This window comes from Caldibacillus sp. 210928-DFI.2.18 (assembly GCF_020554505.1).
Classification (GTDB): domain Bacteria; phylum Bacillota; class Bacilli; order Bacillales; family Caldibacillaceae; genus Caldifermentibacillus; species Caldifermentibacillus hisashii.
In genome coordinates this window covers 1-25,646 of record NZ_JAJCHL010000012.1, presented here as the reverse complement: position 1 = coordinate 25,646, position 25,646 = coordinate 1, and the positions used below count along the sequence as shown (strand labels likewise).

The following is a 25,646-nucleotide window of genomic DNA, read 5'->3' as shown; positions in this document are numbered from 1 at the left end:
AAATCTTCTATTTGAAACAATTGGGAAGGAGTAATCGAGTGATGTTCCATAAAATCGAGGATGGATTAAAAGATTTAAAGGCAGGAAAGGTGATTATTGTTTGTGATGATGAGGATCGTGAAAACGAAGGAGATTTTGTGGGGTTGGGTGAGTTTGCGACGCCGGAAATGATTAACTTTATGGCCAAAGAGGGAAGAGGACTCATTTGTGCACCCATTTCTGAAGCAATAGCTGAAAAACTTGAATTAAAACCAATGGTCGAGGTCAACACAGATAATCATGAAACGGCCTTTACCATTAGCATTGATCATATTGAAACTACAACAGGCATTAGTGCACATGAGAGGGCTCTAACCGTTCAAAAATTACTTAATGAAGGCGCTCTTCCAAGTGATTTCAGACGACCCGGACATATTTTTCCACTTGTGGCGAAGAAAGGTGGAGTGTTACAGCGCGCTGGTCATACAGAAGCTGCCATCGATTTAGCTAGATTAGCAAAATCAAAAGAAGTAGGTGTGATTTGCGAGGTCATGAATGATGATGGAACAATGGCGCGAGTGGACGACTTAAAAGCGGTTGCGAGTAAGTTTGATTTAAAAATAATTACAATCAAAGACTTGATTAAGTATCGACTCAAACATGACACATTAATAAAAAGGGAAGTGGAAATCAATCTTCCTACTGAATTTGGCGACTTTAGAGCTATCGGATTTACGAGTAAAAATGATGGCAAGGAGCATGTTGCACTTGTGAAAGGAGAAATTCGTGCAGAAGAGCCTATTCTTATAAGAGTCCATTCAGAATGCTTAACGGGGGATGTGTTTGGCTCTAATCGTTGTGATTGTGGACCTCAGCTTCATGCTGCTCTTTCTCAAATACATAAGGAAGGGAAGGGCATCCTTCTGTATATGAGACAAGAAGGAAGAGGGATTGGTCTCATCAATAAATTAAAAGCGTACAAACTTCAAGAAGAAGGTTACGACACAGTTGAAGCGAACCATAAATTGGGTTTCAAAGATGATTTACGTGATTATGGGATTGGTGCTCAAATATTACGAAATCTTGGAGTGAAAAAGATGCGTTTATTAACGAACAATCCTCGAAAAATAACAGGTCTTGCTGGGTATGGCTTAGAGGTTGTCGAACGCATTCCTCTGCAAATGCCACCAAAAAGAGAAAATGAACAATATCTAAAAACAAAAAGGGAAAAACTTGGACATTTATTAACTTTTTGAAGGAGCGGAATATAATTATGAAAAAAGTACTCGAAGGAAACTTAGTTGGTACAGGTCTGAAAATTGGAATTGTCGTTTCGCGATTTAATGAGTTTATTACGAGTAAATTACTGGATGGAGCAGAAGATGCCCTTAAGAGACATGGTGTCACTGAGGATGATGTGACAGTCGTGTGGGTACCAGGAGCTTTTGAAATCCCCCTTGCAGCAAAAAAATTAGCAGACCAAGGTGGCTTTGACGCAATTATTACACTAGGAACAGTCATAAGAGGAGCTACACCGCATTTTGAATATGTAAGCAGTGAAGTAGCGAAAGGTGTAGCAAATATAGGGTTGCAAAGTGGAATCCCTATTATGTTTGGTGTTTTAACAACAGAGTCAGTCGAACAAGCTATCGAACGTGCGGGTACAAAAGCAGGAAATAAAGGTTACGAAGCAGCTGTTGGAGCAATAGAAATGGGTAATCTTTGCAAAAGCTTCAACTAATCTCACACGAATAAGATTCTAATTACAGTTTGGAAAAATACGAACACAAAAGTTATACAATTGAGGACTTTTGTGTTCGTGACAAAATTAAGTACTTTTATGGTATTCATCAAACTTTGGTAGTTTACGGAAAATCTATGCATAAAATTATCATCCGTAATATTTTTCCTGTGGGATTGGAGGAATTTAACTCTTTTTGTCGAAATTTATCGAGAAGAGGGGGTTGCAATATGAAAATAATTAAGGGACTTTTTAGCAGGAAAACATGTTACTTTTGCAAGAAAAATAGGAGCAATATGATAAATTATTTGGATGATAGTGGAAGACCAATAAAAGTTTGTCCACTATGCCTGGAATACGCTGAACGAAGAGCGTTGAGAAGGAAATAGACTCTTCTGTTGGAATTTATATGTAGACGTCGCTAAAGATTAAAAAAAACGATAATCTGTAACAGGAATATGGGAGTCAAATACTAAATGAAGGATTTGTCACTTATATACTTGCCTGACGATTTACATGAAAAATTTATGAAAGAAATTTTCAGAATATTTAAGGAGGAGGGTGTCGATATGGCTCAAGCTGAAAAAACAAAAGAAGTCATTACATTTGGTGAGTTATTTGAAAGATGGAAAAAAGAAGCAAGAGAAGAAGGAATCAAAGAAGGAATCAAAGAAGGAATCAAAGAGGGAATCAAAGAGGGAATCAAAGAAGGAATAAAGGAAGGTAGAGAAAAAGGGCGAGAAGAAGGGATCAAAGAGGGACTGAACAAAGGGATTATGGAAGGTCAATTAATGGAAAAAAGAAAAATGGCAATAAAAATGATCAATAGCGGTTTAGACATAAACCTGATTATTTCGCTTACCGGGTTATCAGCCGACGAGATCAGGAGTTTGAAAGAGTAAAATTAATACAGGATCACTAGAAAAACCCACTTCGAACTCGTATACCGAGACTTTGTGGGCTTTTTTGTATTAAAAAAATTATTAACGTGAATAGAACTCAACGATGAACGATTCGTTTATTTCTGCTGGAAGTTCAGAGCGTTCCGGTAAGCGGCTGTAAGTACCTTCTAATTTTTCCGCATCGAAAGTTAAGAAGTCAGGAACGAAATTGTTCACATCAATAGCTTCTTTGATGATTTGCAAATTGCGTGATTTTTCACGGACACCGATAGTTTGACCCGGTTTTACAATGTAAGATGGGATGTCAACGCGACGACCATCAACAAGAATGTGACCATGGTTAACCAATTGGCGTGCTTGACGGCGAGTACGAGCCAATCCTAAGCGGTAAACAAGGTTGTCAAGGCGAGATTCAAGTAAAATCATGAAGTTTTCACCGTGAACACCTTTCATTTTACCTGCTTTAATGAATGTGTTATGGAATTGACGTTCATTCAAGCCGTACATAAAACGTAATTTTTGTTTTTCTTGTAATTGCAAACCATATTCAGTTAATTTTTTTCGTTGGTTTGGACCATGTTGCCCCGGGGCATATGGACGTTTTTCTAATTCTTTACCGGTTCCGCTTAAAGAAATACCAAGACGACGGGAAATTTTCCAGCTTGGACCTGTATAACGAGCCATGAAAGCTCCTCCTTTAATGTTTTTATTTTGTAAAATAAAAACAGATGTATACATCATTTACCGCCATTTTGTTTTCATGTACCATCGCCCTAGCAGCAGAGGGTTACACGATACAGCTCATATAAAGTCATCAAAATTGCTATATTTATGCAGGATCATTTAAAGCCGCGGAATCCTGCTTTCTTTATATGACCAACAAAATGTACGCATAAACATGTACACATAGGCTGCCATATTTTACACAACGAATATTATATGGGATACAACAAAAGAAGTCAAGGAAATAAAGTGAATCTCAACCAATGAGGATTTTCTTTGTCCCCAGACAATTGCGAGACATGAAAAACAATTTGAATGAGTACACTTTCACAATATGTTGTAGAATAAACTGATAATACATCTAGATATTATTTTAGCACGTAATCTAAAGGAATTCAGCACTTCTACAGCGGCTTCGCAATTACCTGTTTTCGCTATTTACCAACAATTCCCAATAAAAATATGAAAGATTACGGTAGCAAATGACCATAATTTCTCAATAACATGATATAATAGACAATAAAAAAGATAGTTTTGAGTGAATGTTATGAATGAAACAAACAGGCAAAGGGCAACTAGAATAACAATTATATTCCTTTCCATCATCCTTGTGGGAATCGGATTTTTTTTACAACAAAAAGAAACAGAAAATACAGAATATGAGATGAAGGCTGTTGTCATCCATCGATCTGAAAAACTTGAGGATTCACCTATAGTTGCAGTATATCGCCGATTGAATGGAAAGCACTTATTGATACTATATGAAATTGACCGAATGGATAAAAATCGGTTTAAAGCTATAAAAGAAGTCGAAATCGATAATGAACCAATTCGTCTGCTGGCCGACCGGAATAAAAATGGCGTATGGACTTTGGTACAGAAAAAATGGACATTTTATAATGCCGACTTGATCAAGGAAAAGCGGGATAAATTTTATCGTGATGATCACTCAAATAAAACACTTCCCTACCGGCTTGAATCTGATGGCAAAGTAAAATTTCAATTAAAAAATGAATCTTTTCAATTTGAAATTGCGGATTATGAAAATATTACCGGTATTTATTCACTATCTGATGGTAATCTCTTGTTTGTCTTGTTGAAAAATGATATAAAAGTACTAGTTCTAAAATAACGGCTGTTTTTTTGTTTCATATAAAAATGATATATTTTAGGTGAGGCCTATGGATAAATTAGAAGAAAGGGTTATTTTAAAACTTAGAAGTAAAATATTTACAGACTTTAAGATTTTGGAAAAAGAACAGGATGATTTTAATTATTTTTCAATTTTTTTTAATGCTTTAAAGTGTGAACTTCAATTGAGTCATGTCCATTTTTTAATCTATAAAAATGTTTTAAGTGAAAACGAACAGTTCCTTCTTTCTTTTAAAACGCCTTCTTTGTCGTTCTTTGATACATGGCAAAAAGATATGTATACCAAATATTTAAGGGAAGGAGCATTTATAGTTAATTTCCCTATGGAAAGGTATGACCAAGTTCCATTCGATAAATCCCTCTTTGTCTTTGGTCAACATGATGATTTAGTTGGCATCCTACTGTTTAAACTTCCAGATAAAAATCATCATTTCTCAGATTCTTTTTGGGAAACATTATCAAAAACTGTCTATCAATATTTTGAAAAGGTCATGCAATTGTGCATTTTAAAACATGAAAAGAAACGTTATAAATTATTGCAAAATGTAACAAGTCAACTACATTCGACCATTGATATCGATGCGGTATTGAGGAAAGTGCTGGATTCATTGGAGGAGTTCTATCCTTATTTTCAATACCAAATTTTCTTATCAAACTATAATAATATAGATAACGATGATTCCCGAATTCAACCGCTTGATTATACCAAAAGTAATGCAGCGATCATGGAAACTTTTATAACCGGTAATTATAAAATTGAACATGAATTAAAACTGTCAAAACGTTATTTATATTTTCCATTAAAAGGGAAACAAGGAATATACGGGGTTTTAAAGATCGAGGCCCGAAAGACGATCCTTATATCCGGTCAGGACATTGAATTTATTTCCATACTTATTGGGACAGCAAGTACGGCGATGGAAAATGCCCATTTGTATCAACAGTCCAGACAACTGGTCAATGATTTACAATTGATTACGAAAGTGACAAAAAAATTAAATGCCAATTTACGCCTGACAGAACTTGTCCATAATATTTCCGAAGAGTTACAGTCTGCTTTTTATGCGGAAGAGGTAGGAATTATCTTATTTGAGGAAAATCAATTTAATGTATTAACCGGAAGCACACCCTTTTTCAATGATAAGGACTGTTTCCCATTCCTTCAATTTGTTAAAGACTTTTTGGACACAAGGGAGGAGTCTCTATTTATCGGGAATTTTGAACCTGATGATAACGATCTGGTTAGTCCCTTTCGTTCAATTATGGCTGAATCGTTAAAACGGGAACAACATAAAATCGGTTTCATCATTGTTTTACATCGTATTCCTTACAAGTTTTCTTTTAATACCTTTAAATTGCTTCAATCGATTACACAGCATGTTTCATTAGCTTTTACAAACACGATATTACGTGAAAGGTTGGAGCAGCTTGTTATCACGGATTATTTAACAAAATTATATACACGTAATTATCTGGATGAACAAATGCAAAAATCAATAGAAAAAGATAAACAAGGTACATTTTTGCTAATTGATATTGATAATTTTAAAATTATCAATGATACGTTCGGCCACCAAGTCGGTGATCAAATTTTGATCCAGATTGCTAAGATTATCAAAAAAAATCTAAAGATGAATGAGGTCGGTGCACGTTGGGGCGGAGAAGAACTGGCTATTTATTTGCCAAATTGTTCTTTGGAAGAAGGCCTTTCTTTAGGAGAACAATTGGTTTTGGAGACATCCAATTCGATTGATCCCCCGGTTACAATTTCATGTGGTATTTCTCATTGGAACGAAAAAAATAAAGAAAGTCCTTTTTCGTTGTTTAAAAAAGCGGATGAGGCCCTTTATTTGGCGAAAAACCGAGGAAAAAACCGGGCGATTGCCAGTGTAAAATAGTGTAACTTCGGTGTGTTAGTGGTGAAGGAACACAGTAAATCTCCCACGTCCTTATGGCAAAACTTATGTAACCAACATCGTGCCCTCCCAAACCAATCGGATAACAGGCATTTGTCTTTCGTCTATACTTCCTTTTGAAAGCAAAAGATCATAATCCAAAGCTTCTAATTCGTCATCAAAAAACGGCCTCAACATATGAGAGGTCGTTTTTCGGTTTATACGTTTAGAAAGCAAATCTGTTCTCATCGGGGCGCTCGGCTACAGGACGTGGTTAGCCATGAGTTGCAACATAGCCGGCCAGTCTGCACATCGCAAATAGGCTCTCACGCTTCTTTTACTCTTATAAATGATTAACTAATGCGGCGACAAATTCTTCCAGTTTCTTCTTGTCTATTTCATCAAAACGATTTACTTCCGGACTATCAATATCCAAGACCCCGATTAGTTGATCGTTTTTTATCATTGGGATCACGATTTCTGATTGACTATTTGCATCACAGGCAATATGTCCGGGAAATTGGTTTACATCCGGAACAACCAAAGTTTCCCTCTTTTCCGCAGCCGTCCCGCACACTCCTTTACCAAACGGAATTCGCACACATGCCGGCAACCCTTGAAACGGTCCGAGTACGAGTTCATTTTTTTCTTCATCCCATAAGTAAAATCCAACCCAGTTAATCCGTTCTAAAAATTGATTTAATAACGCAGAAGCATTACTTAAGTTGGCAATCATATTATCTTCATCTTCAATTAAAGCTGTTAATTGTTTAACAACAAGATTAAATTGTTCTTCCTTTGGTCCCTTATATTTTTCGACAGCAAACATGGAAAATCACCTTATTTCTTCAATTTATTAATCATTTTAGCAAAGAAAGAAAGAACTTGTCGATAAATTTTTAAAGGAAGAAAGAGGTCATGGCTCGAATAATTTTTAATATATATGGCATTTAATTACTTTACAATAAAAGAAGGGATGTGTACATTTTGAACAATACATTAAAGACGAAAGAAAAAATTTTTAAAGCTGCCCTATCTGAATTTAATATTAAAGGATATAGTGGTACATCGATACGTGAAATTGCTACAGCCGCCAATATGAACGTGTCCACCATCTCTTATTATTTCCAAGGAAAGCACGGATTATTGAAATATGCCTTTATCTCCTTTTTTGAACCGTATATCAATATTATCGAAGACTCCCTATTAAAATTTGAGCGACAGCCTGTACTGGCTTGTTTAAAATATGTAATTAATCAATTGATGAATTATCAATATCAAAATTTTGAATTATCTCGTTTCGTTTGGCGCGAAGTTTCCATCGACTCACAAATTGTCAGGGAAACAATGACGACCTATTTTCGTAAAGAAAGATATTTACTACAATCCATTCTCGAAAAAGGGATGAAAAGTCAGGAATTGAAAAAAGTTCACGTTGGAGTAATCATCACCCAATTAAAGGGAATCATGATGATGCCGTTTTTAAATTCTATTTATACGTCGGAAGTTTGGAATATTTATTATCAAGAACAATATTATTTAGAAAAATATAAAGACCATATTATCCACTGGATTGATAATACCCTGGTTGAAACGGAAAATGTTTCATTAACGGGGAATGTTTGAAGCAAGAAGCGGATTGCCCCCGATTTGACGTCCTCATGAAGGTGTTTGTCCTTTCCCTTAACTGGGTAGTTTTTTCAAAAAAACGCAAAAAAAATTGAAAAATAACGTCAAAAATTGTCATTCTCATGGTATCATATAAGCAATAATAAGATTTTTCCATTCATTGACATAGATAGTATGGGTTTGACAGGGGGCATACGATGATATACATAATTGGAATCATTTTGATACTTATTGTCTTATATATAATCGGTTATTTTGTAAAAAGAAAGAACTTTACTTATATTGATCGATTAGAAGCATGGAAAATTGAATTAATGAACCGACCGGTACTAGACGAGGTCAGCAAAATTAAGAAGTTAAAAATGGCAGGGGAAACGGAAGAATATTTTGAACGCTGGCGGACTGCCTGGGATGAAATTGTAACAGAAGAATTACCAAATGTTGAAGAGATGCTATATGAGGCAGAAGACTTGGTTGAAAAATACCGTTTTTCCAAAGCCAAACAAGTTTATACAAAAATTGAAACTTCCTTAAAGGAAGCGGAAATGAAAATTGATGAAATGGTAGCAAATTTACATGATATCATAGGCAGTGAAGAAAAAAATCGAGAAGATATAATCGGTTTACAAGAACTATACAAGAAATTGAAAAAGGAATTACTTGCTCATCAATATGCGTATGGAAAAGCGAGTAAAAATTTAGAACAGCAAATCGTATCCGCTACCGAAAAAATGGATCAATTTGGTTTGGAAACGGAAAATGGAAATTACTTAACTGCACGGGAAATAATCATGGAGTTGAAGAAAGAACTTGAATCGCTAAATGTAAAAATGGAATCCATACCACTTTTATTGAATGAATGTCTCCATGTAATACCGGAGCAATTGAAGGAAATAAAAAACGGAATAAATGAGATGGTGGAAGAGGGATATCATCTTGAACATCTTGGGCTTTCTGCAGTCATTAAAAAACTGGAAGATACGCTCCAATCGTATACTCGTTCGATTGAAACGGCTGAAATTGACGGGATTGAAGATGGTTTAAAAGAAATAAAAGGGCAAATTGAAGTGATATACGATTTATTAGAGGGAGAAGTTACGGCGAAAAAATATGTTTTATCGAATCAATCACAAATTACCGAGTCTTTGGCGAATATTACCGCTAAAAACGAATCCCTTAAAAATGAAGTTGAACAAGTAAAAGAGACCTATCACATGTCTGAAGCCGAACTGGAAATCTTAAGTGAACTTGAAGAAAAGACAGCAACAATGAAAAAAATGGCTGAACTCATGTTAACAAATGAAAATTTATCATCGGCCGCCTATTCCGTATTAAGAGACAAGGTTGAAGAAATTTTTGCAAACATGAAAGAGGTAGAGGATAAACAACAATCCCTGTTAGAAATACTGCAAGCTCTTCGTAAAGACGAAATGGAAGCCAGGGAAAAAATTAAAAATTTGAGGAAATTGTTTCAAGATACTGCAAGATTGTTGGAACGGAGTAATCTTCCCGGGGTTCCACAAGACATAGAAACAAAATTATTAGACGCACAGGAGGTCATCCAAGATTGCTTCAATAGTTTAGATGAAAAACCATTAAGAATGCAGTTTGTCCAGACTTCTTTACAAAAAGCGGAGTCGATTGTTAATGACATTCATAACCAAGTAGTGGAAATGGTTGAAAACGTCTATTTTATTGAGAAAATTATTCAATACGGAAACAGATACCGGAGAAAATATCCGGCTGTTCATAAGCGATTAACTGTTGCAGAAGAAGCATTTAGGCGTTATGATTATAGTAGTGCGTTTGAAGAAGCAGCTGCCGCAGTTGAAGAGGCTGAACCCGGTGCATTAAAGAAAATTGAAGAGTTAATCAACGAAGAATATCAGCAAGATGTGCATTGAATAATCTTCAATATTTTTCTACCATCGAATGAAATAAAGTTATTCTATTGTGTTTTCGTGTATTGATAAATGAAAGGAGTCACGTCCATGTGATTTCCTTTTTTTATACGTTAAAAACTGGAAAAGGCCGAAATTTTACGAAATGACCAAAAAATCAGTAGAGATAAAGAAACCCCCACTGCTTGAAGTGCATTTTATTTGGCTTTCTGTATTTTAAGTTCGGATAAAAGACAAAATATAAGGAGGGTAGATCATTCATGATTTACTTTGATAATAGTGCGACAACGAAACCGAAAAAAGAGGTTTTAGATACATTTTATAAAGTAGCAGAAAATTATTTTGGTAATCCGTCTTCTGTTCACCATCTAGGTCTACAAGCAGAGAATTTGTTAAGTCAGGCACGAAATCAAATCGCAACATTGCTTAAGACCGATGAACAGGAAATTATTTTCACTTCCGGGGGTACAGAAGGAAATAATTTTATAATCAAAGGCGTTGCAGAGAAATACCGTAATAGGGGTCATCATATGATTACGACGATGATTGAGCATCCCTCTGTATTAAATACTTGTATTCAATTGGAAAATAGCGGCTTTGATGTCACCTATTTACCTGTGGATGAAACAGGGCGAGTTCGAGTAGAAGATGTAAAAAAGGCTCTTCGTAAAGATACAATTCTCGTCTCCATTATGCATGTTAATAATGAAATTGGCTCCGTTCAACCGATCGAAAAAATTGGAGAATTGTTGAAAAACCATCCGAAAACATTATTTCACGTCGACCATGTTCAAGGCGTAACGAAAGTACCTCTCGACTTCCATGAAAGCAATGTTGATTTTGCATCCATTTCCAGCCATAAATTTCATGGGTTAAAAGGAACCGGGGCAATTTATATCCGAAAAGGCTTAAAACTTGCACCATTGCTTGCCGGTGGGGGACAAGAAAGAGGTTTCCGAAGTGGCACAGAAAATCTCGCGGGTATCGTTGCAATGGCAAAAGCTTTGCGACTCGGCATGTTGGATTATGAAGCAAAAATTGATACAATGATGGGTGTTCGGGACTTTTTAATAAACGAATTGCAATTAATTGAAGGGGTGAAAATGAATACCCCTAAACAAAATACGGCTCCCCATATTATTAATTTTTCTGTTCAAGGATTTAAAGCGGAAGTACTCGTACACGAATTAGAACAACATGGGTTATATGTTTCCACAACAAGTGCCTGTTCATCCAGAACGAATGAACCAAGTCGAACGATTCTTGCCATGGGCTTAGGTGAAGAACGGGCGACGACATCAATCCGTATAAGTCTATCATTTGACAATACAAAGGAAGAGGCAAAACAAGCAGTAGCTATAATCAAACAAAGTATTAAGAATTTAAAACCGATAATGAGGGGATAACATGATATATGATCAAATATTAGTACGCTACGGTGAAATATCTACGAAAGGGAGAAACCGTGGTCTTTTTGTAGATAAATTGAGAGAAAATGTCCAATATGTCCTCCGCGATTTTCCTAGGATTAAAATAAAAGCAAATCGCGACCGGATGTATATTATTTTGAACGGTGAAAAACTTGATGAAGTAAGTACAAGGTTAAAAAATGTTTTTGGCATTCAATCGTTCAGTCCTGTCGTCCGTGTAAACAAAGATATGGAATTGATCAAAGAAAGTTCATTGAAATTATTTCAAAAACTTCATGCGCAAGGAAAAACTTTTAAAGTTCAAGCCAGAAGAGCAGATAAGGAATTCCCATACCACTCTGACGAAATGAATAATTTGTTAGGGGGCCATCTTTTACAAAATATAGAGGGCTTGACAGTCGATGTGCATCATCCGGATTTGGAATTGAAGGTTGAAGTGCGGAAAGATGCGGTATATTTAACTTGTGAAGTGATTAAAGGTGCAGGTGGTCTTCCGGTCGGTTCAAGTGGAAAAGCCATGCTTATGTTATCAGGTGGTATTGACAGTCCTGTTGCCGGCTACATGGCAATGAGGCGTGGACTGTTACTGGAAGGTGTTCATTTTTATAGCCCACCATTTACAAGTGAACGGTCGAAACAAAAAGTGATTGATCTAGGTAAAAAATTAGCCGGGGTGAACGGGCAGTTTATCTTGCACATTGTACCTTTTACCGAAATTCAGCAATTAATATACGAAAAAGTACATGAAAATTATGCGATGACGATTATGAGAAGAATGATGCTCCGGATTACTGATGAAATTCGGGAAAGACAAGAAGGATTGGCGATTGTAACAGGGGAAAGTTTAGGCCAGGTAGCCAGTCAGACCTTAGATAGTATGTTTACGATTAATGAAGTAACAAATACGCCAATTATTCGCCCGTTAATTTCAATGGATAAAACAGATATTATTAAAATTGCAGAAGATATTGATACATTGGAAATATCCAATCGACCGTATGAAGATTGTTGTACGATTTTTACCCCGGCACAACCAAAAACAAAACCAAAACGGGATAAAGCCAATCAATATGAAACCCATTTTAATTTCGAGCCATTGCTTCAAAAGGCTGTAAATCATATAGAAACGATCAAATTGTCTAGCCAAGAAGAAAATCAACAAAATGTTTTTGCTGATTTGTTTTAACGTTTAACCGGGTGAGGCTAGGCAAATTATTGGTTGCTGTCAACTTTCAAGTGAAATGAACCATCCTACATGTGTAAGTTTGGCAAAATGATGATTGGCTGCTAACATTTACCTTTTTATGCTATGAATGAATCCTCCTGTTTCGACACACTATAATAGCACAAGGAGGTGAAACACAATGGCAAACAACAATAACAGTAACCAACTTCTTGTTCCTGGAGTAGAACAAGCTTTAGAACAAATGAAATACGAAATTGCTCAAGAGTTTGGTGTAAACTTAGGTGCTGAAACAACTTCTCGTGCTAATGGTTCCGTTGGAGGAGAAATCACAAAACGCCTTGTTTCAATGGCACAACAACAAATGAGTGGTCGATTTTCTTAAATACAACATGATATATTTGGCTTAAGGGCGGAGTATAAAATCTCCGTCCTTTTATTGTTAATAGAATAATGAGTACATATAAATATGCAGATGAATGTTTTCCAAGCAGTGTTATAGGTCGACTGCTCGGGTCCGGTGCCAGGATGGACAGTTGCCTGCGCTTTTCTTATAAAATTTTACCTTAACACTGTAAATATTTTCTACAATTATAAAAAAATTCGTGTATAATGATAGTTCGGGAAGTTTTTATGAAAAGGGAAGATTCAATTTGTATTGGGAGGTTTTATAGTGAATGGTAAACGCTGGGCTGCATTGGGGATTGCGGCCGTCATTTTAATCTTTTCAACAGGTGTATCCATTGTTCAATCCGTTGTTTCCAGTGAACGAGAACAAGCATTATCAAAATTAATTTTTCCTGAAACGGAATACACCGAAGAAGTAATTGAAGAAGGAAACCCGATGAAAAAAATAGTTGTTTTGAACGTAGAAGGAGTTATTCAAGATACGGGTGAAGCAGGTTCTCTAGTGGACACTGGAACTTACAATCATCAATCATTTATGGAAAAACTGGAAGCGATTGAAGAAGACAGCACGGTTAGAGGCATTGTCTTACGTGTTAATTCCCCAGGTGGTGGGGTTGTTGAAAGTGCAGAAATCTATGATAAATTAGTTGAAATAACACAAAAACGAAAGAAACCGGTGTATGTTTCAATGGGTTCAATGGCCGCTTCCGGGGGTTATTACATATCCGCACCTGCCACAAAAATATTTGCCAGTAAAGACACGATGACAGGTTCAATTGGTGTTATTATGGAAAGTTATAACGTGACCGAACTTGCAAATAAACTAGGTATTGATTCAGTGACAATAAAAAGCGGTCCATATAAAGATATAATGAGTTCTACTAGAGAAATGACCGATGAAGAGCGGGCGATTTTACAAAAAATGATAGACAATGCTTACGGTGATTTTGTTAAGGTAATTGCTAACGGGCGCGGAATGCCTGAAGAACAGGTGAGACAAATTGCAGATGGACGGATTTATGATGGACGACAAGCCAAGGAAATTAATTTGATTGATGAATTTGGTTATTTAGATGATACCATTGCTGCAATGAAAAAGGAACAAAAGCTAAATGATGCACAAGTGGTTCGCTATGTCGATGATTACTGGGGATTAGGCTCATTCCTCGGTATGAATGTTGGCAAGTGGTTTGGAAAAGATGCTGAGACGGCTTCCCTTATCCAGTTATTGTCCCATCGAAATTCACCGCGATTAATGTATCTTTATTCGGAATAGGGGGTAACTTCATGAATAATGGCGATGATCGGTTAGAAGAAAATGAAATAGTTACCGGAACCAATGAAGAGAGCAAGAACGAGGAACTACTTGATACGAATAATCAAGATTTTGTGGATGATTCGGATGGCATCAAAATGAACAGCACCAAATTAGTTAATGATAATGAAGAATCAGCTGATTTGTATGCCTATGCCGGATTTTGGATGAGGTTTTGGGCGTATTTGGTCGATCTTATTGTTATTGCAGGATTGAGACAATTAATCGTAAGCCCCATTCTTGGTTTTCTAGATCAGGAATCTGCTGATGGAATCTTTTCTTTACCAAATATTTTATCGGCCGTCGTATTTTATTTATACTTTGTTTTGCTGACTAAATATTTTGGTCAAACATTAGGGAAAATGATTTTTGGAATAAAAGTTATCCCTTTAAAGGAAAAACGATTGTCATGGCAAACGGTCCTATTTCGGGAGTGGATCGGCAGGTACATATCAGCAAGTATTTTTATTCTATATGCATTAGTAGCTTTTTTACCGAAAAAACAAGGATTGCATGATTATTTTGCAGATACAACCGTGATCCATGAAAATTACGTAAGAAAAAATATAACAAGAAAAAATGCAGCTGTTTCTTAATAATTTTGGCGCTGGCCAGGGTTTCCCTTGGCCTTTTTTATACGGTAATTAGTCAGGCGAAGATGAAATGTGACATTTCAAGACCCATTAAGCGAAAGACCATAAAATGTTTCCAGCTTCCCCTATCCCACCAAGTTCATCGATTTGTTTGACCATTCAAGTTATTTCCATACATGCGTTTATTTTCCGTTTAGTCTGACGATACTAATAGGCTGAAGGGTTGTGTGGAATGTGATTATACTAAAAATTATTGGAATCATGATTGTCATACTTATGTTCTTACTTATGATTCTCATTTTTACCAAACTAAAAGTTGATTGCACATATAAATTTGAGCCTAAAGAACAGTGGGCAACAATTCAGATTAAAGCATTGTTTGGTCTTTTCCGATACAGAATCAAAATTCCTTCTGAAAAAATAAACCGGCAAAAACAAGCGGATCATGGGGATAAAGGAATGAATGGAATGGTTCAAGAGACCGATAATGAAGACGGATTATCATCACTGGCGCCGATTAAACAACTTCTTCCCCATTTACAAGAACTGTACAAAATTTTGAAATCGTTTTTAAAAAAGTTACAAATTATTCAGTTTGAATGGAAATCAGCTATCGGTACAGGGGATGCCGCTTCGTCTGCCATCGCTTGCGGGGCGGGGTGGGCATTAAAAGGTAATGTAATCGGTGTAATCAGCCACTATTTTACGTTAAAAGTGTACCCGGACATGCAAATCACTCCCGTATTTAATCATATTGCTTCTCAAACATATTTAAGATGTATGATTCAGATAAGGATAGGGCATGCTATTTTAGCAGGAATGAAATTATTTAAATATTGGCGGCAGGTTTCAGAAGCTTATGCCGATTATAAGACTATGCAAACTGAATCAAAAAGAGAGGATCAATCAATATAATCAGGAGGGATTAAAATGTCTGATCATCCAATTAAGGGTCTAATGACAACGGCGATGGAAAATTTAAAAGATATGATTGATGTAAATACAATCATAGGTGACCCGGTTGAAACTCCGGATGGCAGTGTAATTTTAACTGTTTCAAAAGTTGGTTTTGGATTTGCAGCTGGCGGCTCACAGTTTTCCGTTGACGGGTCAAGCAAAGAAAATGAGCTTCCATTTGGCGGCGGTAGTGGTGGCGGTGTGTCAATAACCCCAATAGCATTTTTAATTGTTAACAGTCAGGGAGTAAAAATGTTACATATTGATGAAAGTACTCATCTTGTTGAAAAAATCTTAGATCTTGCTCCTAGTGCAGTTGAAAAAGTTCAACAAATGTTGTCAAAAAATCAAACAAAACAAGATGGAAACCAAAAAAGTGACCAGCAATCGAATAATTCCGGAAATTCATCACAATAAGCGGATTTCATTATTTAAAAATTGTTGCTCGTTTTTGAAACAAAGAGACGATCAGAATTGGGCAATGGCAAATCGCCAAATCTGACTTCTGATATGAAGATTTCAAGTTTTTTAGCGAAAATTGCGGTAAAAATAAGCAGAGGTTGCTCCGATTGACTGGGCACCCTCTTTTTCATGAAGGATTAACAGATACCCTAAAAGCAGGTGTGAATTTGGAAGGGAACCTCCTAAAATCTGCTCAAACTACTCGGTTATATTCCAAATTACTGTTAATACGATGGTAATAATTTGAAAGAAGAATTGAATTTGTTTATGATAAATATTGAAGGATTTTTTAAAATTGGAGGTTGGAAAAAATGACATCAGTTACATTTAAAGGTAGCCCGGTCACTTTAGTAGGAAATGAAGTAAAGGTGGGGAACACGGCTCCAAATTTTACCGTATTGGCCAATGATTTATCTGAAGTGACTTTAAACGATAGTGAAGGACATGTTCGATTAATTAGTGTAGTTCCGTCGATTGATACAGGTGTATGTGATGCACAGACTCGTCGTTTTAATGAAGAAGCGGCCAGCCTTCCGGGGGTTAAAATTTTGACAATCAGCTGTGATTTACCGTTTGCACAAGCACGTTGGTGTGCTGCAGCAGGTATTGAAAATGTACAAGTGCTGTCCGACCATCGCGATCTTTCCTTTGGTGAAGCGTTCGGGGTTGTTATGAAAGAGTTAAGATTATTAGCTCGCTCCATTTTTGTTGTTGATTCAACAGGAAAGATTACATATAAAGAAATTGTTAATGAAGTTACGAACCATCCAAATTATACAGCAGCAATTGAAGCAGCGAAACAAGCCAAATAGGAGTTGTTTCTTGTTTATTGTACGATCCAAGTGAACTATAGAAAAAATCCGGTACATGACCACCAGTGTTAAGCATATACCATATAAAAACGAGTAATCCCGATCTTAATCGGGGTTTCATTTATTAAAGGCTTTTTTTAAAGAGAAAGTTTCCCGCTTTTATTAAATGAGGTGAATCGAATATTTCATTGATTAAAGGCTTTTTAAAGAGAATTAGTGGCCATTTTATCTACTTATATCGAGTAGTGTTTTTCGATGAACAGTGGTCATACTCATCCTAATACTCGCCCACCAGCGAGTTTTCTTTATGCAAAAATTCCTTTGTTATTTTATGCCAAATTTATTAAAATAAATTGGAATATGTAAATGGAAGTAAGGAGGCTTCAAATTTGACACAAACACCTGTAGAAGTATTATTTCAAACATTCAATGAAACCACCCGGCTGCTTGTCAATGAGTTGGAATGTACCTATCTTGAGGCATTGGCGGAGACGGGTGAGAATATATTTCAAGATGATATAAGGCAAGAGAACATTAGTGAAATGACGAAGAAACGGTTAGAGAAGTATTATCGTGATTTAGTAAAAATGAACTATTCGGCCGAAGATATTCGCAAAGCGTTCCAATTAGCTTGTTTAAAAGGGATGCGGGAAAATGTCCAACCTAACCACCAAATGACTCCGGATTCAATCGGAATTTTCCTCAGCTATTTAATTAACAAATTCATTGGTGCGAAAAAAACATTTACACTGCTTGATCCGGCGATCGGTACCGGAAATCTTGTAACAACCATTATGAATTATTTGCCTAACCATACAATCGATGCTTATGGTGTGGATGTCGATGATGTATTAATCAGACTTGCTTATGTCAGTGCAAATTTACAAGAACATCCGTTGCAACTGGATTGTCAGGATAGCCTTGAACCGTTGTTTATTGACCCGGTGGACGTCGTTGTTTGTGATTTACCGGTTGGATATTATCCAAATGATATAAGGGCTGCAGAATATGAATTAAAGGCTGACTCCGGTCACTCCTATGCCCACCATCTTTTTATTGAAAAAAGCTGTCTGCATACGGTTGACGGCGGTTATTTATTTTTTGTTATTCCAAATGGGTTATTTGAAAGTCCGGAGGCAATGAAACTCCACATATATATGAAAAAGCATATGCATATTCAAGCTTTGTTGCAGTTGCCGGAATCAATGTTCAAAAACAAACAGGCCGCAAAAAGTATTTTAGTTTTACAAAAACAAAAGGAAGGAGTAAAACCCCCGAAAGAGGTTTTGCTGGTTAATCTGCCTTCCCTAAGTAACAAATTTCAAATGGAAACAATTATGGCGAAAATCGACATTTGGTTTCGAGAAAATAAAGCTCGTTAAATGCGTGTTACAAGAAAGCACATGGCGCCATGAGTTAGATAATCGCTCATCTGGTTAAAAAAACGCTTGGAGGTTCCAAGCGTTTTTTTACAGTAATTATAGATTTTTCTTAGCGATTCAGAATTCATTCAATACTAGTTTTTGTTAAAAATATCACAATTAAATTACTTTGTGAATATCTAGGTAAAAAATACCCAAAATGATTGAATAATTATTTTTATCGTGGTTAAATGAAGGATGGTATCATTTGTATATTCATTCACACTTAAATCTTTCTTCAAGAAACGCACATAATAATGATATAATGATTTTATAATGAGGAGCGAAAAGCATGTCAAAAATTTTAGCAATTAATGCCGGGAGTTCATCTCTTAAATTTCAATTAATTGAAATGCCTGAGGAAGAAGTAATTACCAAAGGACTTGTTGAACGAATCGGTTTGAATGATGGAGTTTTTACTATTTCGGTAAACGGGGAAAAAGTAAAATTAGTACAAGATATTCCGGATCATGATGTAGCCGTACAAATTCTTTTAGATCAATTAATTTCGACAGGTATCATTAATTCCTTTGATGAAATTGATGGAGTTGGTCATAGAGTTGTTCACGGTGGCGAAGTCTTTGATGATTCTGTCCTGATTACGGATGAAGTTTTAAAACAAATTGAAGATTTATCAGACTTGGCGCCATTGCATAATCCGGCAAACGTAACCGGAATTAAGGCATTCCGTCACATTTTGCCGAATGTTCCGGCAGTAGCTGTATTTGACACAGCATTCCACCAAACAATGCCAAAAAGCTCATATTTATATAGTCTTCCGTATGAATACTATGAAAAATATGGTATTCGTAAATACGGTTTCCATGGTACAAGTCATAAGTATGTAACCTTGAAAGCTGCAGAAATGTTAGGGAAGCCGATTGAAGAATTACGCCTGATTTCCTGTCATTTAGGAAATGGAGCAAGTATTGCAGCTGTACATGGCGGTAAATCCATCGATACATCCATGGGATTTACACCACTTGAAGGGATTACAATGGGTACACGTTCAGGAAGTATTGACCCGGCACTTATTCCATTTATTATGAAAAAAACCGGTCAATCTGCAGAAGAAGTTATTAATGTGTTAAACAAGAAAAGCGGTTTGTTAGGCATTACCGGCTTTTCCAGCGACTTACGTGATATTGAAGAAGCTGCAAATGTAGGTAATGAACGTGCGGAACTTGCCTTAACTATTTTTGCCAACCATATTCATAAATATATTGGTTCCTACGTTGCACGAATGAACGGTGTGGATGCCATAATCTTCACTGCAGGTATTGGTGAAAATAGTGCGGCTGTACGTGAACGTGTCTTACGTGGTCTTGAATTTATGGGAGTATATTGGGATAAAGATTTGAATCGAGAAGGTGGAGGAGAAAGATTTATCAGCTATCCATTTTCACCAGTAAAAGTTTTAGTCATCCCAACTAACGAAGAAGTCATGATTGCACGTGACGTTATACGATTGGCAAAGAAATTAAATAATTTGAGCAAATAAAGTAATTGACCTTCTACTCGACTTTTACAGGGTAGAAGGTCATTTTAATATAAAAAACAAAAATTTACCTTTATCACAGATATAAAAATCACAAAAAACAATGCAAAGAAGCTGATGAACGCTGGCAGAAGCCGCTGGAGAATAGAGAATGAGGGGTTTAACAGACAAAAAAACCTGCGCTACCACATTGAACACGCAAGCAGCCAAGATTACAATGCTATGAAAAATCACTACCTATTAACCCAAATTACAGAGATTATCATGGTGTTACATGAGCATGGGTCAAATATTGAGAAGCATGAAGAAAACGATAAAAGAAATATCCTCGCGATTGTTAGAAGCCTTTCGCGGGCAAACACTAACAGACGAGGATATCGCACAACTGGGAAAACCTATGCAAATTAGGTTTACCTCGCGACTTAATTGTACCAAAGGATGTGATGTTTGGCAAAGAAAAAAAGTTATCCACAACAAAAAATAAGCAAAAATAAGTTATCCACATTTTTTGAAAAAAATAAGCAAAATTGGTTCTTTTTGACCCTTTTTGTAAATAAATTTAACTGGAAAATTTTACCAACTGTGGATAAGTCGTAATTGCATAATACTACCGAAAATTGATAAATTTACTCCTCATAGCTGTAGCCTTTTTCCATTAATAGTATTTGCCATTGGGCTTATGATATAATAGGCAAAAACCTTTCATTTGGAGGTGGCAATCGCATGGGGTTATCTGATTATGAGTTGAAATTGTATCGTGAATTGCAGAATTGGGAAGAAGCGTTTTTTGTGGAAGAAACCAATGATTTTGAGCGGATGTATGATTATTGGTTGGAAGAGTCGATAGAATTGATACCTGATGAGCTCCGAGAAAGATTTTTCAATAATTTAGATCAATGGTTGTTTTATGTGCAAAATGCGATCCAACAGTCGCAAAATGTAAATGAAAAAATAGAACTTATATTGACACAAGCCCAAATACATAACAATCAAATTCAAACCGTCGCCGATTTAAAATTATTACCAATTGAACAGTTGAATCATTTTGCCAATCAACAAATTTCCAATCATCAACTGCTTTCGCTTTTTCAAGGAGGGATGTCCGGATCCGGCCATACCTTATTACTAGGGGCAGATTTGCCGTTAATGTTAACCATTAATTTACGTGCCGTACAGTTAATTGGCTCGACTTATGGTTACGATATGAGATATCCGTTTGAAATGATGATTGCTTTAAAAGTTTTTTATTGTGCAACATTACCAAAGAGATTTCAAAAAATGTTCTGGCAGGAATTAATGGAAGAGGTGACTAATGCAAGTATTCCGTTTTTATATGAAGGAAATGAAAAAATTACAGACGCTTCCTGGCTGACACGACCATTGTCGCAAATATTGAAGGGATGGTTTATCTACCTTTTTAATAAAAAGAAAGAAACGAGTAATTCGCTGTTCAGTATTGTATTCAGTGCCGGTATCAACTATGCGATTACAAAAAAAGTGGTGTCATTTGCAAAAAGGTTTTATCAATATCGATTATTGCAAGAGAAACTAGATAATCATTAACAAACCAATTATTTTTTTCAAAATCTTTCATTAAGTTGTATCGGATTAGCCAAGACCTTATCCAGTGAAATATTTTTCATAAACCCTTTTTGAGTGTTACCAGATAGATTTTGACCAATCTGAACTACTAGATATTGGATGGTTTCGGAGATCTCGGGAAATCAGATCGTTAAAGGGTTCCGACCACTTACCCAAACAGTTGGTCAGAACCCTTTTTTGCTAGTATTTTTTCAGCCCATAAATGCACAAGACGCATAAATCGAAAAAAAGCGAATGTTTTTCAGCCAATAATAAGTCCCATTTGCTTAATAGCTTTCCAATCTTTAAATTTGGAAACCCTTAATAATAATAAAATCTTTTTAAGCTATTGTTTATTTGTTCTCACAACGAGGACATCACATTTTGCATGACGGACGATATATTCAGAAACGCTTCCGATTAGAAAACGTTCGACTGCATTTAGTCCTGTCGCACCACACAAAATTAAATCCGCTTCATATTTTTGCGCAATATCTTTAGAAATTTTCACTTTAGGCGAACCGTATTCGATAATAATACTAACATTTTCAATTCCGGCATTGATCGCCTCTTCTTTATAGGTTTCCAATAATTCTTGCGCATATGAATCAGCTCGCTCTACAATCGATTGATCGTATGCATTAATTGTCGCAAAGGTGCGTAAATCGATAACATGGACGAGAAGCAAGGTACTATCGTTTTTTTTGGCAATTTTTATCGCTTCTTTAAACGCATACTCTGCCTCTTTTGAACCATCAATTGCAACAATAATTTTTTTATAATTTGACATAAAACCCCCTCCTTTACCTATTATTATACTATTAATGAGAGAATTTGAAAGCAAAAATTTTACAATTATATGAAAAAAGAAAACGATTCCTTGGTTTTGGGATAAGGTAATATACGATAATATATGCCAATAAGGAGAAATGGGGAAGCCTACACTTCCCCATTTTAAAAAATTTCTATTTGCTCTGTTTACACGAACTGCAGATCTTTCGGATATTTTGTCAAGACTTCCACACCTGTTGCAGTAACGGCAACACTATCTTCAATCCGAACACCAACCCGATTTGGAATATAAATTCCGGGTTCAATTGTAAAAACCATCCCTTCAGCAAGGACAAGCGGATTTGTTTCGGTAACTGACGGAAATTCGTGGATGCTAATACCGAGACCGTGCCCTAAACGATGGGTAAAGTATTCACCATAACCGGCATCTTGAATAATTTTTCTAGCAGTTAAGTCAAGATTTGCACACGTCTTCCCCGGCTTTGTGGCTAAAACAGCAGCTTCCTGAGCTTTTCGGACCGTTTCATATATGCGAACCGCTTCATCATCAATCTCACCAAAAGCGACTGTCCTAGTAATATCTGAGCAATAACCTTCATAAATGACACCAAGGTCGAATAGAACAAGTTGCCCTTTTTGTACTTTTGTCAAATCGGGACTACCGTGCGGAGAGGCCGCTTTTGGACCGGAAAGGACGGTGGTTGCGAAAGACATTTGTTCGACACCTTTTTTCTTTAATTCATATTCGATCTCCGCTACAATGGCTAATTCACTAGCACCATCTTTAATTGCGTGTACACCGACGTCAATTGCGAAATCGGCAAGCTCACACGCTTTCCTCAATTTTTTAAGTTCTCCCGGATCTTTAACGGCTCGAAGCTCGTTTAACTTTTCTTCCGCTTGGATAAACAGTACAGATGGAAAAGCTTTTCGTAAAATTTCATATCTTTCTACATTCATATGGCTTTTTTCAATGGCAATCTTCGCAACTGAACCTGAAGCTCGTTTCTTCATTTCAGCAAAAACTTTTTCCCAAGGATCATCTGTATCTTTGTAACCGATAATCATTTGTTCAAAACCGGCTGCTTTTGCGGTTTCTTCCTCCATTTGCGGACAAACAAGGAATGGTTCAGCATGGGGGAAAAGGACGATGGCTAACAGACGTTCATGAGGGTCACTATAAAATTCACTAAAATAAAAGACGTTTTCCGTGGAAGTCAAAATGGCCGCATCGATCGTTTCTTGTTCGAGCCACTTGGCAAATCGTTCAATTCTTTTTTTCATTTCTTGTCACCTCGTATTAAAATAAAAATTGTTTGTGTGCCTACCAATATTTTGTTCATTTTATTATTATCCGTATCATTTGAATATGTATTGGTATCATTAGCAAAATCACTACAAGTTTAAGTTAGCACTTATGCAGTAAAAAGTAAATATAAGGAAAAATAGCAGGATTTCAACCGTCAGATATAGAAGTAATTTAATAACCCTCAATAATTGGAAAGGAGTATTTATAAATGAAAGTATCCTATCACGGTCATTCAGTTGTAAAAATAGTAACAGATGGAAAGGAAATTCTTATCGATCCCTTCATCACCGGAAATGGGAATACGGATCTAAAAGTTGAAAATGAAAGTCCGGATTTTATTTTATTAACCCATGGACACGGGGATCATGTAGGTGACACTGTTCAACTGGCAAAAAAGAAAGATGCTCTTGTTATAGCAATGGTAGAATTGGCAAATTATTTAAGCTGGCAAGGTGTAAAAACCCATGGAATGAATATCGGAGGTTCTTATGAATTTGAATTTGGAAAAGTGAAATTTACTCAAGCCTTCCATAGTACCGGTGTAGAAACGGGGGAACAAACGATTATTTATACAGGTATGCCGGCCGGTCTTCTTATAACCATTGAAGGAAAAACGATATATCATGCAGGGGACACATCTCTATTTTCCGATATGAAATTAATTGGAGAAAGACATCCGATCGATTTGGCCTTTTTACCGATTGGAGATAACTTTACAATGGGTCCGGAAGATGCGGCCTATGCAGCCAAATTGCTTCATGCAAAAACCGTTGTCCCGATTCATTACAATACCTTTCCGGTGATAAAACAAGATCCCGGTCGATTTATTAATTTGCTTGAAGACGGCAATGGAAAAGTGCTACAACCGGGAGAAACAATTGAACTTTAATTTATAAAAGTTGTTTTTCGTTTGCTGCTACGGTTACATTCTTAAGGCCGGAAGCAGACAAAAGCCCGTTAACGAACCATCCACCTTTTATAAAGACTACTTTTAATCAAAAAGTAACAATTTTATACAAACATGTCTTTATAAACGCTTAATCCCTACTTAATTGATTTAATGAGTAGGGATTTTTCCTTAAATTTTTATATAATTTTTTTGAAAAAATTGAAGGATTTTTTGTCTTTTTGTCGAATAAGATAAACATAAAATTCCCCAAAGATTTTCCTTCCTTCAACGTTTTTTTACTGTACTAAGCATCCTAATTTTTTTCAAAGTGACCGAAAATTCAGTCATATTCATTGAAGCCAAAATTTTGACTAATAAATAATGAAAGGAACGAGTTAAGTTACGTATTATTGAAATGCCGAAGTTTGTCAGGCAAGACAAGGAAAATCTGATTCATCCGAATGACCGAATGGCAAAATGGATACGCTTTTTAACAAATGAAGATGATGCGAGGTGGGAAGAGATGGCAAATCAAGACCCGATAATAGAAAATGCGGTAGATATGTTGCGCACAGTAAGTATGGACAGGGAAGCCCGGATGTTGGCGGAAGCCCGTGAAAAAGCATTAAAGGATATAAATTCCATTCGTGGGGAAGGCATAAGAGAAGGCATAGAAAAAGGCATAAAAGAAGGCAAACGGGAAATTGCAAAAAAGATGTTAATGGAAGGTGCAGATATTAACTTTATCGTTAAGATGACAGAGTTAACGGAATCTGAGGTTTTGGAATTAAAGGATGAGATGAATTGATATTTATGAAGGGAGTTCTGGACGAGTAAGTGGGTAGTAATGTCTATCCGTCAACTCGTCTTTTTTAACAGGATGTAACAGAAGATAGTGGGCTAGTTACAGAAAAAGGATTACTCACACATTTTTACAAAAACAATCAGCGACCATTAATTGGAAAAATTTCAATATATCCTGCACAAATCTTCCTCCTGTAGCTTAAGGGAAATCAAAAATGTAAAAGGAGGAAGATAAGTGTCCGTAAGTGCCCGATTAGTTCAACTAACCAT

At 36.2% G+C, this 25,646-nt stretch carries 23 protein-coding genes and 1 pseudogene; 20 read left to right on the top strand and 4 right to left on the bottom strand.

Features of this window, described 5'->3' with window-relative positions; genetic code table 11:
- Positions 1-41 precede the first annotated feature (41 nt).
- The 3 genes from LIZ98_RS04585 to LIZ98_RS04575 all read left to right on the top strand — a co-directional run bounded on the left by LIZ98_RS04585 (position 42) and on the right by LIZ98_RS04575 (position 2,622).
- Complete coding sequence (locus tag LIZ98_RS04585) at positions 42-1,235, top strand: bifunctional 3,4-dihydroxy-2-butanone-4-phosphate synthase/GTP cyclohydrolase II (protein ID WP_095142545.1); 1,194 nt, start codon at positions 42-44, stop codon at positions 1,233-1,235.
- A 17-nt stretch (positions 1,236-1,252) separates the two neighbouring features.
- Positions 1,253-1,720, top strand: coding sequence for a 6,7-dimethyl-8-ribityllumazine synthase (gene ribH / locus LIZ98_RS04580; RefSeq protein ID WP_034771701.1), 468 nt, complete (start codon positions 1,253-1,255; stop codon positions 1,718-1,720).
- Positions 1,721-2,289: 569 nt separating this feature from the next.
- Complete coding sequence (locus LIZ98_RS04575; protein WP_227139061.1) at positions 2,290-2,622, top strand: FliH/SctL family protein; 333 nt, start codon at positions 2,290-2,292, stop codon at positions 2,620-2,622.
- 81 nt (positions 2,623-2,703) lie between these two features.
- Here the strand turns inward: LIZ98_RS04575 and rpsD are convergent, their stop codons facing one another.
- Positions 2,704-3,306, bottom strand: coding sequence for a 30S ribosomal protein S4 (gene rpsD, locus LIZ98_RS04570; protein ID WP_041847920.1), 603 nt, complete (start codon positions 3,304-3,306; stop codon positions 2,704-2,706).
- 586 nt (positions 3,307-3,892) lie between these two features.
- Here rpsD and LIZ98_RS04565 point away from each other — a divergent pair.
- Positions 3,893-4,477, top strand: a complete 585-nt coding sequence (locus tag LIZ98_RS04565; protein WP_227202957.1) for a hypothetical protein — start codon at positions 3,893-3,895, stop codon at positions 4,475-4,477.
- A 49-nt stretch (positions 4,478-4,526) separates the two neighbouring features.
- Entirely contained in the window at positions 4,527-6,395 is a 1,869-nt protein-coding gene (locus LIZ98_RS04560; RefSeq protein ID WP_227139063.1) for a sensor domain-containing diguanylate cyclase, read from the top strand.
- A gap of 340 nt (positions 6,396-6,735) precedes the next feature.
- Here LIZ98_RS04560 and LIZ98_RS04555 read toward each other — a convergent pair whose 3' ends face one another.
- Positions 6,736-7,221, bottom strand: coding sequence for a GAF domain-containing protein (locus LIZ98_RS04555; protein ID WP_034771692.1), 486 nt, complete (start codon positions 7,219-7,221; stop codon positions 6,736-6,738).
- 158 nt (positions 7,222-7,379) lie between these two features.
- Here LIZ98_RS04555 and refZ point away from each other — a divergent pair, with 158 nt between their 5' ends.
- The 13 genes from refZ to LIZ98_RS04490 all read left to right on the top strand — a co-directional run bounded on the left by refZ (position 7,380) and on the right by LIZ98_RS04490 (position 21,564).
- Positions 7,380-8,018, top strand: coding sequence for a forespore capture DNA-binding protein RefZ (gene refZ, locus LIZ98_RS04550; protein ID WP_227139065.1), 639 nt, complete (start codon positions 7,380-7,382; stop codon positions 8,016-8,018).
- Between the two features lie 200 nt (positions 8,019-8,218).
- Entirely contained in the window at positions 8,219-9,925 is a 1,707-nt protein-coding gene (gene ezrA / locus LIZ98_RS04545) for a septation ring formation regulator EzrA (protein ID WP_227139066.1), read from the top strand.
- Positions 9,926-10,182: 257 nt separating this feature from the next.
- Complete coding sequence (locus LIZ98_RS04540) at positions 10,183-11,328, top strand: cysteine desulfurase family protein (RefSeq protein ID WP_227139067.1); 1,146 nt, start codon at positions 10,183-10,185, stop codon at positions 11,326-11,328.
- A gap of 1 nt (position 11,329) precedes the next feature.
- Complete coding sequence (thiI, locus tag LIZ98_RS04535) at positions 11,330-12,538, top strand: tRNA uracil 4-sulfurtransferase ThiI (protein ID WP_227139068.1); 1,209 nt, start codon at positions 11,330-11,332, stop codon at positions 12,536-12,538.
- 178 nt (positions 12,539-12,716) lie between these two features.
- Positions 12,717-12,920: an alpha/beta-type small acid-soluble spore protein gene (locus tag LIZ98_RS04530; RefSeq protein WP_034771687.1), complete on the top strand. Its 204-nt coding sequence runs from the start codon at positions 12,717-12,719 to the stop codon at positions 12,918-12,920.
- Positions 12,921-13,208: 288 nt separating this feature from the next.
- Positions 13,209-14,219 (top strand): signal peptide peptidase SppA, encoded by a 1,011-nt coding sequence (gene sppA, locus LIZ98_RS04525; protein WP_227139069.1) that lies wholly within the window; start codon positions 13,209-13,211, stop codon positions 14,217-14,219.
- Between the two features lie 137 nt (positions 14,220-14,356).
- Positions 14,357-14,854: an RDD family protein gene (locus tag LIZ98_RS04520; protein WP_034771727.1), complete on the top strand. Its 498-nt coding sequence runs from the start codon at positions 14,357-14,359 to the stop codon at positions 14,852-14,854.
- A 231-nt stretch (positions 14,855-15,085) separates the two neighbouring features.
- Positions 15,086-15,766, top strand: a complete 681-nt coding sequence (locus LIZ98_RS04515) for a DUF2953 domain-containing protein (protein ID WP_227139070.1) — start codon at positions 15,086-15,088, stop codon at positions 15,764-15,766.
- A 15-nt stretch (positions 15,767-15,781) separates the two neighbouring features.
- Positions 15,782-16,225: a GerW family sporulation protein gene (gene ytfJ / locus LIZ98_RS04510; RefSeq protein WP_034771683.1), complete on the top strand. Its 444-nt coding sequence runs from the start codon at positions 15,782-15,784 to the stop codon at positions 16,223-16,225.
- Positions 16,226-16,581: 356 nt separating this feature from the next.
- A complete protein-coding gene (tpx, locus tag LIZ98_RS04505) occupies positions 16,582-17,082 on the top strand; it encodes a thiol peroxidase (protein WP_227139071.1) in 501 nt (166 codons plus the stop codon).
- Between the two features lie 389 nt (positions 17,083-17,471).
- Positions 17,472-18,464, top strand: a complete 993-nt coding sequence (locus LIZ98_RS04500) for a class I SAM-dependent methyltransferase (RefSeq protein ID WP_227139072.1) — start codon at positions 17,472-17,474, stop codon at positions 18,462-18,464.
- A 331-nt stretch (positions 18,465-18,795) separates the two neighbouring features.
- On the top strand, positions 18,796-20,004 hold the full coding sequence (locus tag LIZ98_RS04495) for an acetate kinase (RefSeq protein WP_108898437.1): 1,209 nt from the start codon (positions 18,796-18,798) through the stop codon (positions 20,002-20,004).
- 720 nt (positions 20,005-20,724) lie between these two features.
- Positions 20,725-21,564, top strand: coding sequence for an EcsC family protein (locus LIZ98_RS04490; RefSeq protein ID WP_227139073.1), 840 nt, complete (start codon positions 20,725-20,727; stop codon positions 21,562-21,564).
- A gap of 364 nt (positions 21,565-21,928) precedes the next feature.
- On the opposite strand, the gene LIZ98_RS04485 is transcribed toward LIZ98_RS04490, so the two are convergent.
- Positions 21,929-22,372, bottom strand: coding sequence for a universal stress protein (locus LIZ98_RS04485; RefSeq protein ID WP_034771675.1), 444 nt, complete (start codon positions 22,370-22,372; stop codon positions 21,929-21,931).
- Between the two features lie 188 nt (positions 22,373-22,560).
- The gene (locus LIZ98_RS04480) at positions 22,561-23,658 is read right to left on the bottom strand and encodes a M24 family metallopeptidase (protein WP_227139074.1); all 1,098 of its coding nucleotides are present in this window, start codon (positions 23,656-23,658) and stop codon (positions 22,561-22,563) included.
- 233 nt (positions 23,659-23,891) lie between these two features.
- Here LIZ98_RS04480 and LIZ98_RS04475 point away from each other — a divergent pair, with 233 nt between their 5' ends.
- Together LIZ98_RS04475 and LIZ98_RS04470 are read left to right on the top strand one after the other, a co-directional pair.
- Positions 23,892-24,572 (top strand): metal-dependent hydrolase, encoded by a 681-nt coding sequence (locus tag LIZ98_RS04475; RefSeq protein ID WP_108898429.1) that lies wholly within the window; start codon positions 23,892-23,894, stop codon positions 24,570-24,572.
- A gap of 400 nt (positions 24,573-24,972) precedes the next feature.
- A pseudogene (locus LIZ98_RS04470) lies at positions 24,973-25,380 on the top strand (Rpn family recombination-promoting nuclease/putative transposase); the annotation flags it as partial.
- Positions 25,381-25,646 lie beyond the last annotated feature (266 nt).

What these genes read in the sequence shown, in the direction of transcription:
- ytfJ (WP_034771683.1), top strand. Translation starts at nt 15,782, where the DNA reads ATGTCTGATCATCCAATTAAGGGTCTAATGACAACGGCGATGGAAAAT.
- thiI (WP_227139068.1), top strand. Translation starts at nt 11,330, where the DNA reads ATGATATATGATCAAATATTAGTACGCTACGGTGAAATATCTACGAAA.
- LIZ98_RS04480 (WP_227139074.1), bottom strand. Translation starts at nt 23,658, where the DNA reads ATGAAAAAAAGAATTGAACGATTTGCCAAGTGGCTCGAACAAGAAACG.
- LIZ98_RS04560 (WP_227139063.1), top strand. Translation starts at nt 4,527, where the DNA reads ATGGATAAATTAGAAGAAAGGGTTATTTTAAAACTTAGAAGTAAAATA.
- LIZ98_RS04475 (WP_108898429.1), top strand. Translation starts at nt 23,892, where the DNA reads ATGAAAGTATCCTATCACGGTCATTCAGTTGTAAAAATAGTAACAGAT.
- ribH (WP_034771701.1), top strand. Translation starts at nt 1,253, where the DNA reads ATGAAAAAAGTACTCGAAGGAAACTTAGTTGGTACAGGTCTGAAAATT.
- LIZ98_RS04485 (WP_034771675.1), bottom strand. Translation starts at nt 22,372, where the DNA reads ATGTCAAATTATAAAAAAATTATTGTTGCAATTGATGGTTCAAAAGAG.
- LIZ98_RS04540 (WP_227139067.1), top strand. Translation starts at nt 10,183, where the DNA reads ATGATTTACTTTGATAATAGTGCGACAACGAAACCGAAAAAAGAGGTT.
- tpx (WP_227139071.1), top strand. Translation starts at nt 16,582, where the DNA reads ATGACATCAGTTACATTTAAAGGTAGCCCGGTCACTTTAGTAGGAAAT.
- LIZ98_RS04555 (WP_034771692.1), bottom strand. Translation starts at nt 7,221, where the DNA reads ATGTTTGCTGTCGAAAAATATAAGGGACCAAAGGAAGAACAATTTAAT.
- LIZ98_RS04575 (WP_227139061.1), top strand. Translation starts at nt 2,290, where the DNA reads ATGGCTCAAGCTGAAAAAACAAAAGAAGTCATTACATTTGGTGAGTTA.
- ezrA (WP_227139066.1), top strand. Translation starts at nt 8,219, where the DNA reads ATGATATACATAATTGGAATCATTTTGATACTTATTGTCTTATATATA.
- LIZ98_RS04495 (WP_108898437.1), top strand. Translation starts at nt 18,796, where the DNA reads ATGTCAAAAATTTTAGCAATTAATGCCGGGAGTTCATCTCTTAAATTT.
- LIZ98_RS04490 (WP_227139073.1), top strand. Translation starts at nt 20,725, where the DNA reads ATGGGGTTATCTGATTATGAGTTGAAATTGTATCGTGAATTGCAGAAT.
- LIZ98_RS04520 (WP_034771727.1), top strand. Translation starts at nt 14,357, where the DNA reads ATGAACAGCACCAAATTAGTTAATGATAATGAAGAATCAGCTGATTTG.
- rpsD (WP_041847920.1), bottom strand. Translation starts at nt 3,306, where the DNA reads ATGGCTCGTTATACAGGTCCAAGCTGGAAAATTTCCCGTCGTCTTGGT.
- LIZ98_RS04530 (WP_034771687.1), top strand. Translation starts at nt 12,717, where the DNA reads ATGGCAAACAACAATAACAGTAACCAACTTCTTGTTCCTGGAGTAGAA.
- LIZ98_RS04585 (WP_095142545.1), top strand. Translation starts at nt 42, where the DNA reads ATGTTCCATAAAATCGAGGATGGATTAAAAGATTTAAAGGCAGGAAAG.
- LIZ98_RS04565 (WP_227202957.1), top strand. Translation starts at nt 3,893, where the DNA reads ATGAATGAAACAAACAGGCAAAGGGCAACTAGAATAACAATTATATTC.